Source organism: Novosphingobium flavum (assembly GCF_014230315.1).
GTDB lineage: Bacteria > Pseudomonadota > Alphaproteobacteria > Sphingomonadales > Sphingomonadaceae > Novosphingobium > Novosphingobium flavum.
Genome location: NZ_JACLAW010000006.1, coordinates 171,539 through 184,438 on the forward strand (window position 1 = coordinate 171,539; position 12,900 = coordinate 184,438).

Genomic DNA, 12,900 nt, shown 5'->3' on the forward strand with positions numbered 1-12,900 from the left:
TCTTGTGCCAGCAGTCCATGCGATCGGCTATGCATGATGCCATGCCCGATAAAGACACCGATATTGAGAGCCAGGTTCTAACTGTCGATTGGAGCGCGATCGGCGACTATCGGACCGCCCTTCGTGAACCGAGCAGGCCTCCCAGCAAAGGCGGCAACACCGCTGCGCTGCACGGGCACAGCATCAAGATCGGCGATGCCTGGTACAGCTTCCTCGCGCTTGGCGCACAAAAGTGGGTCTTTGCGTCCGATACCGTCGCCTTCGATTGGGCGTGGGATGCTTCGAGAAAATACCGAAATATCGTCAAGGATAGCATTCGGACCTTGGACAAAAACGGTGTGCCGGTCGTGCGCGGCAACAGAGGTTCGAAGCCGAAGCTTAGGACGGCGCAGATGCGATTGCCTGCCCGCCGGAGTGAGTGGAAAGATTAATCCTGATGGCCCGCCGGGAGCCTAGATGTCATCGCCCTCGGCGAGAGCTGCCTCGATCATCATCCGCCACCCCTCGACGTCCGTGCCCGTCGGTGCTGCCGTGCGAACCGAATCGAACAGCGCACGCACTTGCGGCACATAGCTTCGCCACATCGGCGCGCCCTCGAACCTGATATTCTCAGGCTGTCCGTCGAATTTGCAGAGCGCCCGGGCAGCCCGTTCGATCGTTTTCATCGCCTGATGAACCTCTCGGCAGAGGAGCGCGGATCGCTGCTCCGGCAGTCAGTGGGGCGTGGGAGCCGCCAATGGCGTGACAAATTGGCGGCGCTGCACGCCCCGTTATCATAATTTCCGACCATCCCTGATCAAATCCGAAATCAGTATGCGCGGCGGCACCAGTCCGGCTTCGGCCGGCCGCGCGGCCACCACGCTGCGACGCCGATTTGCACCAGCTCGGTGCCGAGATCATGGCCGTCGAGGGCAACGGTGGCGACGGTCCGGTTGTAGCTGCGGCCGACGCGGCGGAAGGTCACTTGGCGCCCCGCGAGCAGCGCCGTGGCGCGGTCCTTTGCCCGCAATCCCACTAGTGTTTCGCCTGCGCATTTGGCCTGGTCGCGGTGCGTTTCCGGGGCGTCGATCCCCGCGATCCTGATCCGTTCGCCGCTTTCCAGCCGGAACGTGTCGCCGTCGGTCACCCAAGCCACGCGGCCGGACTCACGGCCGTCCGCTGCGCCGGCGGGCGCCGGCATCGGTGTCGCGGCGATGAGGACGGAGAGCGCAAGGGCACGAAGCATGGACAGGGTTATCGCGGTGTCGGGGGCCGATTGTCGAGCGTCATCCGCACTATGCGAGACCTCCTGCATGTCGACTGCCGCCCTGAACGGGCCTCTCTCTCGGCGGGTCTGGCGGGGTCCGCCGGTCCCGCAACGGCGTCGCCGACCTTCTTCCCCGGCGCGTCCCGCGCCTTCCTCGCGAGGCAAGAAGCCCGGCTTTGGCCGCCCTCCGCTGTGCTTCGGCCCTTCGGGTGCGGAACCTGCCTCCGCCCGCCTGATCGACCGCCTGTCGAGGCCGCATCGGGCGGCATCGGGCGGCATCGCATCACTTGAAGGAGGTTATCATGGCACAGATTGGCAGCTTCACCCGCGGAGAAAACGGCATCTACACCGGCGAAATCCGGACTCTGACGCTTCGCGTCAAGGCGAGCATCCGCCCCTGCGAGCGCGACAACGAGAAGTCGCCCGACCACCGGGTCAGCGCTTCGGGCGTCGAATTCGGGGCGGCCTGGACCAAGGCGGCGCGCGAGACCGGCGCGGAATATCTGAGCCTCAAGCTCGACGATCCGTCGTTCCCGGCACCGATCTACGCGACCCTCAGCCAGGGCGATGACGGCGAGCACAAGCTCATTTGGTCGCGCTGAACCCCGAGCCCCGCGCGCCACCACGCGCGGGGCATGTCGTGACCGCCCTGCGACGGAGTGTCGGAAACGGGGGCCGCGATTCCGACACTCCCCGGCCAGTGTCCCGCCCGCCATGCCCGGTGTCAGCGACGGCAGATCGCCGTCACTTTCGGACTCGGACGGTCAGTATGGACAGCGACGATGACATTTCCCGCGCGAACCGCGCCAAACGTGGCTCCCCATACCTCAATACCGATCAGGCGGCGGCCTATTTGAAGCTCTCCAGCCGGCTGCTGAAGCGTCTGCGGCGCGCCGGCAAGGGGCCGGTCTTCCGGCTGCACAGCCGCTTTGTTCAATATCATATCGACGATCTCGACGCATGGTCGAAGGCCCGGTCGGTGGGAGGCAGTGACCATGCCCCGGCGTGACAATCGCGGGTCTGCCACGCCGCTGCTGGACTGGGGCGATCAGCTTCGCGCCGGCAAGCAGCGGCGCCGAATCCTTGGTTGCCAGATCGCAATCATCGGTGGCGGCATCGCCCTCCTCGGGCTGACGATTGCCTTTCCGCCGGCCCCGCGCCTGGTCTGGAATGCCAGCGCCAGCGCGCCGATCGGCCTCTATTCCGTGGCCCCCGGTGCGCCCATCGATCCCGGCGATATGGTCATCGCGCGGGTGCCCGATCCGTGGCGGATGCTGGCCGCGCGGCGCCGCTACATTCCCGCCAATGTGCCGCTGGTGAAGCGCGTCGCGGCGGCGGCGGGTGACGAGGTCTGTGCGCTCGGAGCACAGATATTCATCAACGGGAAGTGGCTGGCGAATCGACGCGTCGCCGATGCCGCAGGCCGGCCGATGCCCTCGTGGAGCGGGTGCGTAAGACTTCGCGGACGTCAGATCTTCCTGCTCATGCCGGACAGCCCAGCGTCCTTCGATGGCCGCTATTTCGGCGTGACAGAGGGTGGACTGGTCGTCGGCAAGGCGCATTTGCTGTGGACCCGCTGATCCGGTTGCTCCCGGCCATCGTACTGCTGGCCGCTACCCCCGCGCGCGCCGAGGAGGTCTACCGCTGGCGGCCGATGATCGAAGAGGCGTCGACCCGGTTCGGCATCCAAGCCAGTTGGATCGAGCGCGTGATGCAGGCTGAAAGCCGGGGCTACACAACGCTGAACGGCCGCCCGATCCGCAGCCGCGCCGGCGCAATGGGCCTCATGCAACTCATGCCCGCGACCTGGATGGACATGCGCATGCGCCTCGGATTGGGCACCAATCCCGACGATCCGCGCGACAATATCCTCGCCGGCACCTTCTTCTTGCGGCTGATGTACGACCGTTTCGGCTATCCGGGATTGTTCGGCGCCTACAATGCGGGACCGGCCGCCTATGCCGCCTGGCTGGCCGGCACCCGGCGGCTTCCCGGCGAGACGGTGGCCTATCTCGATACGGTGGGCAGTACATCGCAGCCGATGTCGCTGACCACCCAATCTGCGGCTCCACCCCCGCTGTTCGTTGTCCGGCGAACCGTATCCGAGGACCGCTCCTCGCCCACGGCAAGTGAGCCGCAGGCGTCGCTGTTCGCGGTCCGGAATGTCGCGCCATGATCGCGGGCGGGGGAGGGCCTCGTCTCGACAGGCCCAGCATGACGGGTGACGGAGCGGCTCTCAAGGCCCGTGGGTGCCCCCCAATTTTCTGCGAAAATCGGTTCCCCCCACGTCCGCTTCGCGGCGCTTCGCTTCGCTCTGCGGCCCTGACAGCCGCTCCGTCACCCGTCTCCGGACAGTTGTTCTCGATGAGGAGAACAGAAGCGAAGGAGATGATCATGGGCATGTTTCAACCCATTTCGGTGGCGTCGGATCGCGTGATGGCAGCGCTAGTTTCGGGGCTGGAGATCGAGTTCGGCCACGGTGCTGGGGAGGCTCTGGCGCATCGGTTCCTAGAGGCCGAGGAGGCCGACTTTCTCTGGGATGCGCGCGATCAGGAACGCTGGATCGGTACCTATGAGAGCAGCGACGATGAGGAAATCGACCCGGATCGGGTTCGGATATTGGGGCGACTGGACGGCCGGTGGTTCGTCGCGGTGATGATCGTCGATGGCGATGGAAACGCGCACGGGGTGATGGGCAAGCGCGAGTTCGGGCGGCGCCAACAAGCGCTGGCGGCATTTGCGGATGCGTGAGGAACTGCGCATTTCGGGCCGGGATGCGGTGCCGCGTTGGCATCGTGTCTCGGCCTTTGTTTTGAGCCGGGGGTGGGGGGGAGAAGGGAAAAGGCGAAAGCAAGAGAAAGGCACTGTCTCGCGACAGGTGCCAAGTGATTGTCTGCACATTGTTTTTCTTGGAGATAGCGCGCGCATCGCGCGAGATATAGTCGGTGAAAGTGGCGCAAATTCGCCATTTCAGGCGCTAAATCACGAGCTATCTGCCCATGGCGGTGGCGCGCGATGAGCGAAGACGAGTTCAAGCCACGCCTCGGTCGGCAGCGCCAGCAGGGTGGGAAACGAGCCCGCTGCTACCTCGGCCGCGTGGTCGGCGCGGCGGTACGATCAGCCGAGAAGGGCGCGGTCAGGAATCGTCGGTTCGACGGCAGCCGGATCGGCCGTGGCGCTAGCATGGGACGCCTTCTTTCCAGCCGCGATCGGTTCGGCGGCATGCGCGCACGTCGCGTGGTGGTGAAAACGCGCCTAGTCCGCATCGGCAGCAAGGGGATGCCCGCCGCGCGAGCGCATCTGCGCTATATCCAGCGGGACGGCGTCACCCGCGACGGCGCGCCGGGCGAGCTGTATTCCGCCGAGTACGACACGGCCGATGGCAAGGCATTCCTCCAACGGTGCGACGGCGATCGCCATCAGTTCCGCTTCATCGTCTCGGCCGAGGACGGCGCGGAGTATCCCGACCTCAAGCCCTATATCCGTCGGCTGATGACGCAGATGGAGGCCGACCTCGGCACCAGGCTCGACTGGGTTGCGGTCGATCACTTCAACACCGCCCATCCGCACACCCACATCATGCTGCGGGGCGTCGATGACACCGGCCAGAATCTGATCATCGCCCGCGAGTATATCTCGCATGGCATTCGCGAGCGGGCGGCCGAGTTGGTGACGCTCGATCTCGGGCCGCGCACCGACCAGGAAATCGAGGCGAGGCTTCGCCACGATATCGGTGAGGAGCGGATGACCGCGATTGACCGGCGCCTGCTTCGGTCGATGGATGCTGATCGCTTGGTTACATCCGCCGACCGCGATCCCTTCCAGCAGTCGCTGCGAGCCGGCCGGTTGCAGAAGCTTGCGAACATGGGATTGGCCGAGAATGTCGGTGGTGGTCGCTGGCAGCTCGCCGACGATCTGGAAGGGACGCTGCGCGCACTTGGTGAGCGGGGCGACATCATCCGCACCATGCAGCGCGAACTGACGGCCCGGAATCTCCAGCGGTCGTGGATCGGTCGGACCCTGTTCGGGGCCGGGAAGACGGATCCGGAGTCCGTCGTCGGCCGGGTGATCGCGCGCGGCCTCGCCGACGAGCATCGTGACCGCCACTATCTGCTGGTCGATGGCGTCGATGGTCATGCCCATTATGTCGAGATCGGACGCGGCGACGCTGTGGCACCGATCCCGGAGGGCGCGATCGTCCGGGTGTCGGCGCGAAGCCTGGAGGTTCGGGATGCCGATCGCATTGTCGCCGAGGTGGCGGCAGCGAACGGCGGACGATATTCGACCGACCTGCATCTGCGACATGACCCCTCGGCAACCCAGGCGTTTGCCGAAACCCATGTACGCCGGCTCGAAGCGATGCGACGGGCTGGCGCGGATGTCGAGCGGGAGGCCGACGGAACATGGGCGATCCTGGGAGACCATGTCGATCGTGCCGCCGCCTATGAGGTACGCCGCCATCGGGATCGGCCGGTCGAGGTGGAAACCTTGTCGGCGCGGCCACTGGACCAGCTTCGTGAAGCCGACGCGGCAACCTGGGTCGACCGGGAGCTGGCGTCCCAGTCGCCGCTTGCGATCCGTGACGCCGGTTTTGGGCGCGAAGTTCGGGCGGCGATGGCGAGCCGACAGCAATGGCTGCTTGAACGACAACTCGCGGACGTCGATGGCGATCGCATTCGGCTTCGCGCCAACTCGATCATGATGCTTCAGCGGCGCGAGTTGTTGCGCGCGGCCGGCGAATTGGAAAGCGAGCTGGGCAAGCCGTTTGTCGAGGCGCGGAGCGGCACCGCCATCGAGGGCCGCTTGATGCGCCAGATCGACCTAACGAGCGGGCGCTTCGCGGTCATCGAAAATAGCCGGGAATTTACACTGGTCCCCTGGCGACCTGTGCTGGAGAACCAGCTTGGCAAGGCGGTCGCCGGAATCATGCGCGCAGATGGCGTCAGTTGGAAATTCGGGCGGGGTCGAGCCGGGCCGGAAATTCCATATTAGTGCCCAATGTTTGCAGGCCATCAGGTTTCCGGGGGAGTTCTTGTGTCCATCATTTTTCGACACCGTTGTCGGGCGGTCCTGGCAGCATCGAGGCAATTAAGCGGGTGATTGCGGATGCTGCGACTCGGATTGCGGCGGTTGCGGTTCTGGGGCAGGGCCAAGCATCGAACGGCGCCAGTTCGGCAGGTTAGGCGATGCACCCTGCCGGTTCGTTTCATCGTTATGGGTCAGGGGGACTTTGATTACCTGAGGCCGGAGCGGCAAAAGCACGTCCCGGTCGTGCCGACGTTGGGTGAGGCGAGCCGACGTTGGCACGGCTTCGCTTCTGTTGCAAACAGCCCCCAGGCCGACATCGGTAGGGTCACTCTCACAGCCTGCCTGGAGTCACTCCTCCGAAACCAAATCGTCTGATACCGGTTCTGGGCACAGTCAGGTTCAGAGATGTGGAGGCCGATCATGATTACCCGCACTGCGAAGGCTCGCTACGAGGGGATGGGCAAGGCCGGCAAAGGGTGGGTGTCGACCCAGTCGGGCGTGTTGTCCGAGCAGCGCTACGGGTTCGGGACGAGGTTCGAGAACGAGCCCGGCACCAATCCGGAAGAGTTGATCGCCGCTGCTCATGCCAGCTGTTTCACCATGGCCCTGTCGTTCGCCCTGGCGGCGCGCGGCATCACGGACGGCGTCCTTGAGACGACCGCGCGCGTCAAGCTCGAGCAGGACGGTGAGGGGTTCCGGGTCAGCCGGTCCGATCTCGTTCTGTCAGCCAAGGTGGACGGGATTGCGGACGAAGAGTTTCGCTCGCTTGCTGAAGGGGCGAAGGCGAATTGTCCGATCTCGAAACTCCTGAACGCCGAGATGAGCCTCGAAGTTCAGGTTGGGGACTGACTGACGGGGCGCATCGCCTTTAGAATTCTCGGGCGGTAGCGCCCTTCTCATGGATCCACTTGCCGATCAGGTGATCTTGGGCCCCGATGCCTGAAAGGTTGGGCGATCCGGAATGGCTCCTTTCGAACTGGCGAGGCCGGAAGCTGACGTTAGCATGCGGCGTTGTCGGCTCCCGCGTCCGACCCTGTGTGGACGGCTCTCCGTTGGCAAGTGGCATATTGAGCTTTGCGTCGTTGGTTGGTGCGGCCATGTGTCCGACCTGTTGGTGCAGCATATGTGCTGCTGGTCGTAATGCCATTAGCGCGGCTCGGGTCCCGACCATTGTCGCGCACTCGAGGTGCTGGGTCGAAACATGGGTTTTCCCGATCCGGCGGTTTCAACCGACTTTGTGCATTAGCTCCTGTCCGCCCTTCCCAACATCGTCAGCGCTGAGCGCTATATTCTATGCAATCTGCGGCTCGCGGTACCGTTCGCCGTTGCTCATCATCGCCCAGATCATGCGGGCATTCTTGTTGGCGAGCGCCACGGCGGCAACCTTGACCTTCTTGCGCGCCAGCAACTGCACGAGCCAGGGCCGCTTCGACTTATGGCGCTCAGCAAAGCGAATGACCGCCACAGCACCGACGATGAGCATCTGCCGCAAATAGCGATGTCCTGCCTTCGTGATGCCACCAAGGCGTTCCTTCCCGCCGCTGGAGTTTTGTCGAGGCACCAGCCCGATCCAAGCCGCTAGGTCGCGGCCTGAGCGAAAGATTGAGGGATCAGGGACAGTCGCAACGATCGCGCTTGCCAATAATGGTCCAACGCCTGGTATCTCCATCAGCCGCCGGCCGATTTCCGTTTCCCGCGCACTTGCCATGATCCGGCGATCATTCTCGAGGATCTGCTCTTTCACAATGCGCAGTTGGGCTGCCAGCATGTCCAGGCAGGTCCGGACATCGGTGGGTAAACGAGCGTCTTCCGTGTCAGCCACAATATCGAGAAGTTGGTCGATTCCATTCCTGCCGATTGGCGCGACGATACCAAACTCTGCGATATGCGCTCGCAGGGCGTTGGATAGCTGTGTCCGTTGGCGGTTGAGAATAAGGCGAACACGATGCAACATCATCGCGCTTTGCTGTTCCGGTGACTTGATCCCGACGAAACGCATGGTCGGGCGCGTCACCGCTTCGCAGATCGCTTCGGCATCGGCAGCATCATTCTTGCCGCGTTTGACGTACGGCTTCACATACTGCGCCGGCATCAGCTTTACATCATGACCCAGCGCCATGAGCTGACGCGCCCAGAAATGTGATGAGGCGCAGGCCTCGATCCCGATCAAGCAAGGCGGCAGCTTCGCGAAGAACTTCAGCATGCGACCGCGCGTCAATCGCTGGCGCAATACCGCCGCACCATCGGCATCCACACCGTGCACCTGGAACACGTTCTTCGCGAGGTCCAAACCAATCGTCGTGACTGTTCCCATCGTGGCTCTCCTTCCGGCTCATCCGCAGGTCATCCTGCGGAAGGGTTGGAGAGCCGTCCACGTCATCATTGCCAGACGCTCAGCGGACAATTTTTGCGCCTCAGGTGCAGACTTTCCGATTCCGGCAACTCGCGACCAGCTCAAGCCGGTAGGCATTAGGCACTCGAACGATCGCTTGTATCGAAAGCTGCCGTACAATCAGTCGTCCCACAAATTGGATGGCACTCGGCAAGAGCCCCCATTGCCATATCAGAACATTAGTTCTACTTTTGCCTTATGCGCCACTGAGCGGACATCAAAGAGGGGCTGCATTGTGAATAGGATTTTGCGGAGCATGTTGATGGCCGTGGCGACGGGCGCACTCCTTCCTACTGCCCATGCCGAGGAATTGCCGGTCATCAGGAACCGCCAACTGCTTGTAGATGGCAAGCCATACCTCGCCCTAGGCGGCGAATTGCACAATTCCAGCGCCTCCAACTCCGACTATATGCAGCCGGTGTGGGACAAATTGAAAGCAATGCATGTCCGCACGGTGGTCAGCCCGGCCAGTTGGGAGGATTTCGAACCGCAGGAAGGCCGCTATGATTATACGCTGATCGATGCCCAGATTGCACAGGCCCGAAAGCACGATATGCGACTGGTTCTGATCTGGTTTGGTGCATTCAAGAATGCCAGTTCGACCTACGCGCCGACTTGGGTACGCGCCAATCCTGCCCGTTTCCCCCGCGCCGTTGCAAAGGGGCAGTTCGCAGAGGCCTTCACCTATCCCGGCGCCATGCCCAAGCCGGTGCTGTCGGTTTTCTCGCCGGAACTTCTGAATGCCGACCGCCGCGCTTTTACCGCTTTCATGAAACACCTGGCGCAGGCGGATCCCGATCATCGCGTCATCATGGTGCAGGTCAACAACGAAACCGGGATGTTGCATGACAGCCGGGACCACTCATCACTGGCCAATGCGGCATGGGGGCAGCAAGTACCCTCATCCCTACTGCAATATCTCAACGCACATCGGCAGGCTTTGCGCCCCGAACTGGCGGAGTCTTGGGCGCGTCAGGGGCGCCGCACCAGTGGAACCTGGGCGCAGGTCTTCGGCACGGACTGGCAGGCCGAAGAGGTCTTCATGGCGTGGCATTTCGCCCGCTATATGGAGGCGCTGGCGGCAGAGGGCAAAAAGGCCCTGCCTCTGCCCATGTATGTCAATGGCTGGTTGGGGCCGCAGGAAGGGCAGCCGATCGCGGGACAATATCCCAGCGGTGGTCCGGCCAAGCGGGTGCTGGACATATGGAAGGCTGCGGCCCCATCGCTCGACATGCTCTCGCCTGACATTTACGTACCCGATGCCAAAGTGCCGCTGGCCGATTATGACCACGCGGGCAATCCACTCTTTGTGCCCGAGGCGCAATTCCGCACCGGCAATCTGTTCTGGGCCTTGGGCCAGCATGGCGCGCTGGGCTATTCCATCTTTGGCATCGAGGATGGCAAGCCAGACAGCCAGTTGGCGCAGGCCTATGCGCTGCTGGCCAATATGGATGGAGTCATCACGCGGGCGCAGGCGGAAAAGCGTATTGCCGGAATTCTGATCGACGACGGGAAACCAGCCGAAGTCCATCTGGGCGGTTACACAATCACTTTGCGCGAGACGCAGGTATTGCTCAAACAAATGCTGTTGGATGCTGGGCTTCAGGCGCCCCTTGCGCCCCCGCCTTTGCCTAGCGAGACCGAGCATGGCCAGCCAGCGCCGGGTGACAGCCGTCCATTCGGCCTTGTCATCGATGAGGGCAATGACAGCTTTCTGGTCATGGGGCGCGGGTTCTCGGTAGATTTTGCTGACAGGGCAGGCCTAGCCGAAATCGACCGGGTCGAGGAAGGCCGCTTCACCGAAGATGGCTGGAAGGCAGGGCGTGTCATCAATGGGGACGAGCGACTGACCATCATTCCCATGGACCGCATTGGACTTGTTCGCATCCGACTGTTGCGAAAGACAGGGTGAATATTTGGTTTGTCCGTCAGCGTCTGACTTTGGCAAGCCAGCGCAATGGCATCAATTCGACGATGCCATTGCGCCACCTTATATTGCCGACCTTTCGGGCCTCAGAAGGAGGTGCCGAAAGCCGTGAATCAGCCAACCGTAATTTGCAACGAGTGACCACTTTCTCACCTACAGCCGCCATTCATTGACTCGAGCGATAACGGCAGTTTTGTCCCAGCTGCCGCTTACCAATGTTCGACCCATTTTTGCCGTTCGGACGCCAAAAGCCGATGCCTAGGTGCGGATGGTCCGGTTACGGCAGGTCGCCTCAACGAAGCCGTCGTTCGAGCCCTCGGATCAGCTCCCTGTTGGCTGCCGGCCGTTCACGCGGTGAGACCGGCTCCTCGAAGGGATCGGGGAGCCGGCGCTGGCTTAGATTTCGGTGCGCTCCGACAGGGTGAGCGCATCATCGATGTCCACGCCGAGGTTGACTTTGTCGCCATGAGGCAGGCACGCGACGCCAAGCTGGAAGCACCGCAGTTCATCCTGCCGTCCTTGCAGGTGAATATCCGCGCCGGAGCCATGCCCCCGCCAACCGCAAAGGGGCACCGCTTCCTGAAGCTGCCTATCAACGCAATGTGATCGAGCCGCTTGAGCCCGGCCAGGCGAGCCGGCCGATTTGCCGTTCGGCGCCGAAATGGCAGCCGGCCACTGACATCGATTTGGCATTCACCAAATATGCCCACGCAGCACGTGATGCCGTGCGATGAGGGCTTAACGCCAGAACAAAGCCGAGCTTCAAGCGTTGGATTGAGACAGCTTGGAGAATGTTAATGCCAACCACAGATCAACCCGGGTCGATGGGGTGGAGTCGTCTTGCAGCGATGATCGTTGTCTCTACTGCTGTCATGTTTATCCTGATGTACCAGCTCGTCTACAGCACAGACCACGCCTACTTCAGCCTGAACCGGTTCCTGTCGGCGCTGATCATGGGCGGCGTCATGACTGCCATCATGCTCGGATTCATGTGGGACATGTACCACCCGCGCGCCATCAAGGTTGCAGTACTTTGGAGCGGGATAGCGGTCGCGGCCATCCTTTTGGTATTGAACCGCACACAAGCTTTGGTCGACGACACGGCCTTCATGAACGCCATGATTCCGCATCATTCCATCGCCATCAACAACGCTCGCAAAGCAAGCATATCAGACCCACGGGTACGCAAGCTGGCAGATGAAATCATTGCGGGGCAGGTTCGAGAGATCGAGGAAATGAAAATACTGACGGCCGACATCAAGCGTCATGGCCCCCGCGGCTCCGCGCCGCTTCCTCCAATCCCCGCGACCGTAACGCCTGCGATGAGTGCAGAAATTGCGCAAAGCGTTCAATAGGCTCCGCTCAAGAACGCTTTCTTATCGCGTCCCGCAGGCAGGGAGAACGCCTAGCCCCCCCATTCAGCCAGGCTCTCGCCCGTATCTGCGTTCTCCAGCACCACTCGCGCGAATTCGACTGAGGCGGCGCATACCGGAGGCCTCGATAGTGTGGTCACGACGCAATGTATCGGCTGTCCGTCGCCGTAACCGCGAATACGGCCGGTCAGCTTCAGGCGGAAACCCCTTGTTCCGATGGTCTGGGTTTCCGGTACTTTGCCGGTGTAGGCATAGGGCCTTGAACCGCGCCTGAGTGTCCGGGGCGCCTCTGGTGAAAAATATTGGACAATGGCAAACGTGCGCATTGGCGACGCATCGGGGGCCGGGACTGGCACTCGACCTTCGACAGGCAAAGCGGGCCCAGCCTCAGGGGGCAAAGGCGTTGGGCAATTTTCCGAACGCGTCCAAGGACGCGCCACCCAAAAGCCTTCGGCGGCATCGTAGGCAAGTCCCGCCCCAAGGGCCTTGATTGTTTGATTATCGCCCGTCAGCTCCGGGCGGACGCTTATACGAAGAACCCTGGTCCTGGGATCGATGCTCCATTCGCCCCAATCCGGAGACACGGCTCCGTTGCAGCCAAACGGCAGCCGCACGTCGAAGGTCCGGCCGACGAGCTCCGTATTTGCCTTGGGCAGACCACTGCCGGCAGCGATCTCGTCTGCGGCCAAGGCTACAGCCGCCAACAGTTCTGCACGTCCGACCGGCGCAATCGTTGCCGCTGGCAGCGCCTGTGGGGTGGGCAAATTGGAAGTTTTCGCGGGCACCGTTTCTTTTGCTGTCGGCTCAGTTCCACCACGACAACCGGCGGCAAACGACGCCAGGAATGCAAGTGAAAGCCCGGCGATGACACTTTGTCGAAGCCTTGATTGCGTTCCGGACGTATCCTTCATCCTTGAAACCTAGCATCGATTGT

The 12,900-nt window shown here is 62.5% G+C and carries 14 protein-coding genes; 10 read left to right on the plus strand and 4 right to left on the minus strand.

The window, feature by feature from the left end; all coding sequences use genetic code 11:
• Positions 1–29 precede the first annotated feature (29 nt).
• Positions 30–431 carry a hypothetical protein gene (locus tag H7F51_RS09290; RefSeq protein WP_221774076.1) on the plus strand — a complete coding sequence of 134 codons (402 nt, stop codon included), beginning with the start codon at positions 30–32 and terminating at the stop codon, positions 429–431.
• A 21-nt stretch (positions 432–452) separates the two neighbouring features.
• Here H7F51_RS09290 and H7F51_RS09295 read toward each other — a convergent pair whose 3' ends face one another.
• Complete coding sequence (locus tag H7F51_RS09295; protein ID WP_185663978.1) at positions 453–665, minus strand: hypothetical protein; 213 nt, start codon at positions 663–665, stop codon at positions 453–455.
• A 143-nt stretch (positions 666–808) separates the two neighbouring features.
• Positions 809–1,294, minus strand: coding sequence for a thermonuclease family protein (locus H7F51_RS09300; RefSeq protein ID WP_246448060.1), 486 nt, complete (start codon positions 1,292–1,294; stop codon positions 809–811).
• Positions 1,295–1,548: 254 nt separating this feature from the next.
• On the opposite strand from H7F51_RS09300, the gene H7F51_RS09305 reads away from it, so the two are divergent.
• From H7F51_RS09305 to H7F51_RS09335, 7 genes are all read left to right on the plus strand, one after another.
• Complete coding sequence (locus H7F51_RS09305; RefSeq protein WP_072597733.1) at positions 1,549–1,848, plus strand: DUF736 domain-containing protein; 300 nt, start codon at positions 1,549–1,551, stop codon at positions 1,846–1,848.
• A gap of 167 nt (positions 1,849–2,015) precedes the next feature.
• Complete coding sequence (locus tag H7F51_RS09310) at positions 2,016–2,255, plus strand: helix-turn-helix domain-containing protein (protein WP_185663979.1); 240 nt, start codon at positions 2,016–2,018, stop codon at positions 2,253–2,255.
• Entirely contained in the window at positions 2,242–2,826 is a 585-nt protein-coding gene (locus H7F51_RS09315) for a S26 family signal peptidase (RefSeq protein ID WP_185663980.1), read from the plus strand. Before H7F51_RS09310 ends, H7F51_RS09315 begins: the two co-directional genes overlap by 14 nt.
• Positions 2,823–3,422, plus strand: coding sequence for a lytic transglycosylase domain-containing protein (locus H7F51_RS09320; RefSeq protein ID WP_425491019.1), 600 nt, complete (start codon positions 2,823–2,825; stop codon positions 3,420–3,422). The genes H7F51_RS09315 and H7F51_RS09320 overlap by 4 nt, the downstream gene beginning before the upstream one ends.
• 218 nt (positions 3,423–3,640) lie before the next feature.
• The gene (locus tag H7F51_RS09325; RefSeq protein ID WP_246448061.1) at positions 3,641–3,997 is read left to right on the plus strand and encodes a hypothetical protein; all 357 of its coding nucleotides are present in this window, start codon (positions 3,641–3,643) and stop codon (positions 3,995–3,997) included.
• A 264-nt stretch (positions 3,998–4,261) separates the two neighbouring features.
• Positions 4,262–6,238, plus strand: coding sequence for a relaxase/mobilization nuclease RlxS (rlxS, locus tag H7F51_RS09330; RefSeq protein ID WP_185663982.1), 1,977 nt, complete (start codon positions 4,262–4,264; stop codon positions 6,236–6,238).
• A 456-nt stretch (positions 6,239–6,694) separates the two neighbouring features.
• A complete protein-coding gene (locus H7F51_RS09335) occupies positions 6,695–7,123 on the plus strand; it encodes an OsmC family protein (protein ID WP_185663983.1) in 429 nt (142 codons plus the stop codon).
• A 442-nt stretch (positions 7,124–7,565) separates the two neighbouring features.
• Here the strand turns inward: H7F51_RS09335 and H7F51_RS09340 are convergent, their stop codons facing one another.
• Positions 7,566–8,588, minus strand: coding sequence for an IS110 family RNA-guided transposase (locus H7F51_RS09340; protein ID WP_185663984.1), 1,023 nt, complete (start codon positions 8,586–8,588; stop codon positions 7,566–7,568).
• A gap of 340 nt (positions 8,589–8,928) precedes the next feature.
• On the opposite strand from H7F51_RS09340, the gene H7F51_RS09345 reads away from it, so the two are divergent.
• Entirely contained in the window at positions 8,929–10,578 is a 1,650-nt protein-coding gene (locus tag H7F51_RS09345; RefSeq protein WP_185663985.1) for a GH35 family beta-galactosidase, read from the plus strand.
• A gap of 812 nt (positions 10,579–11,390) precedes the next feature.
• The gene (locus tag H7F51_RS09355; protein ID WP_185663986.1) at positions 11,391–11,948 is read left to right on the plus strand and encodes a DUF305 domain-containing protein; all 558 of its coding nucleotides are present in this window, start codon (positions 11,391–11,393) and stop codon (positions 11,946–11,948) included.
• A 50-nt stretch (positions 11,949–11,998) separates the two neighbouring features.
• Here the strand turns inward: H7F51_RS09355 and H7F51_RS09360 are convergent, their stop codons facing one another.
• The gene (locus tag H7F51_RS09360) at positions 11,999–12,877 is read right to left on the minus strand and encodes a hypothetical protein (RefSeq protein ID WP_185663987.1); all 879 of its coding nucleotides are present in this window, start codon (positions 12,875–12,877) and stop codon (positions 11,999–12,001) included.
• Between the last annotated feature and the right edge of the window lie 23 nt (positions 12,878–12,900).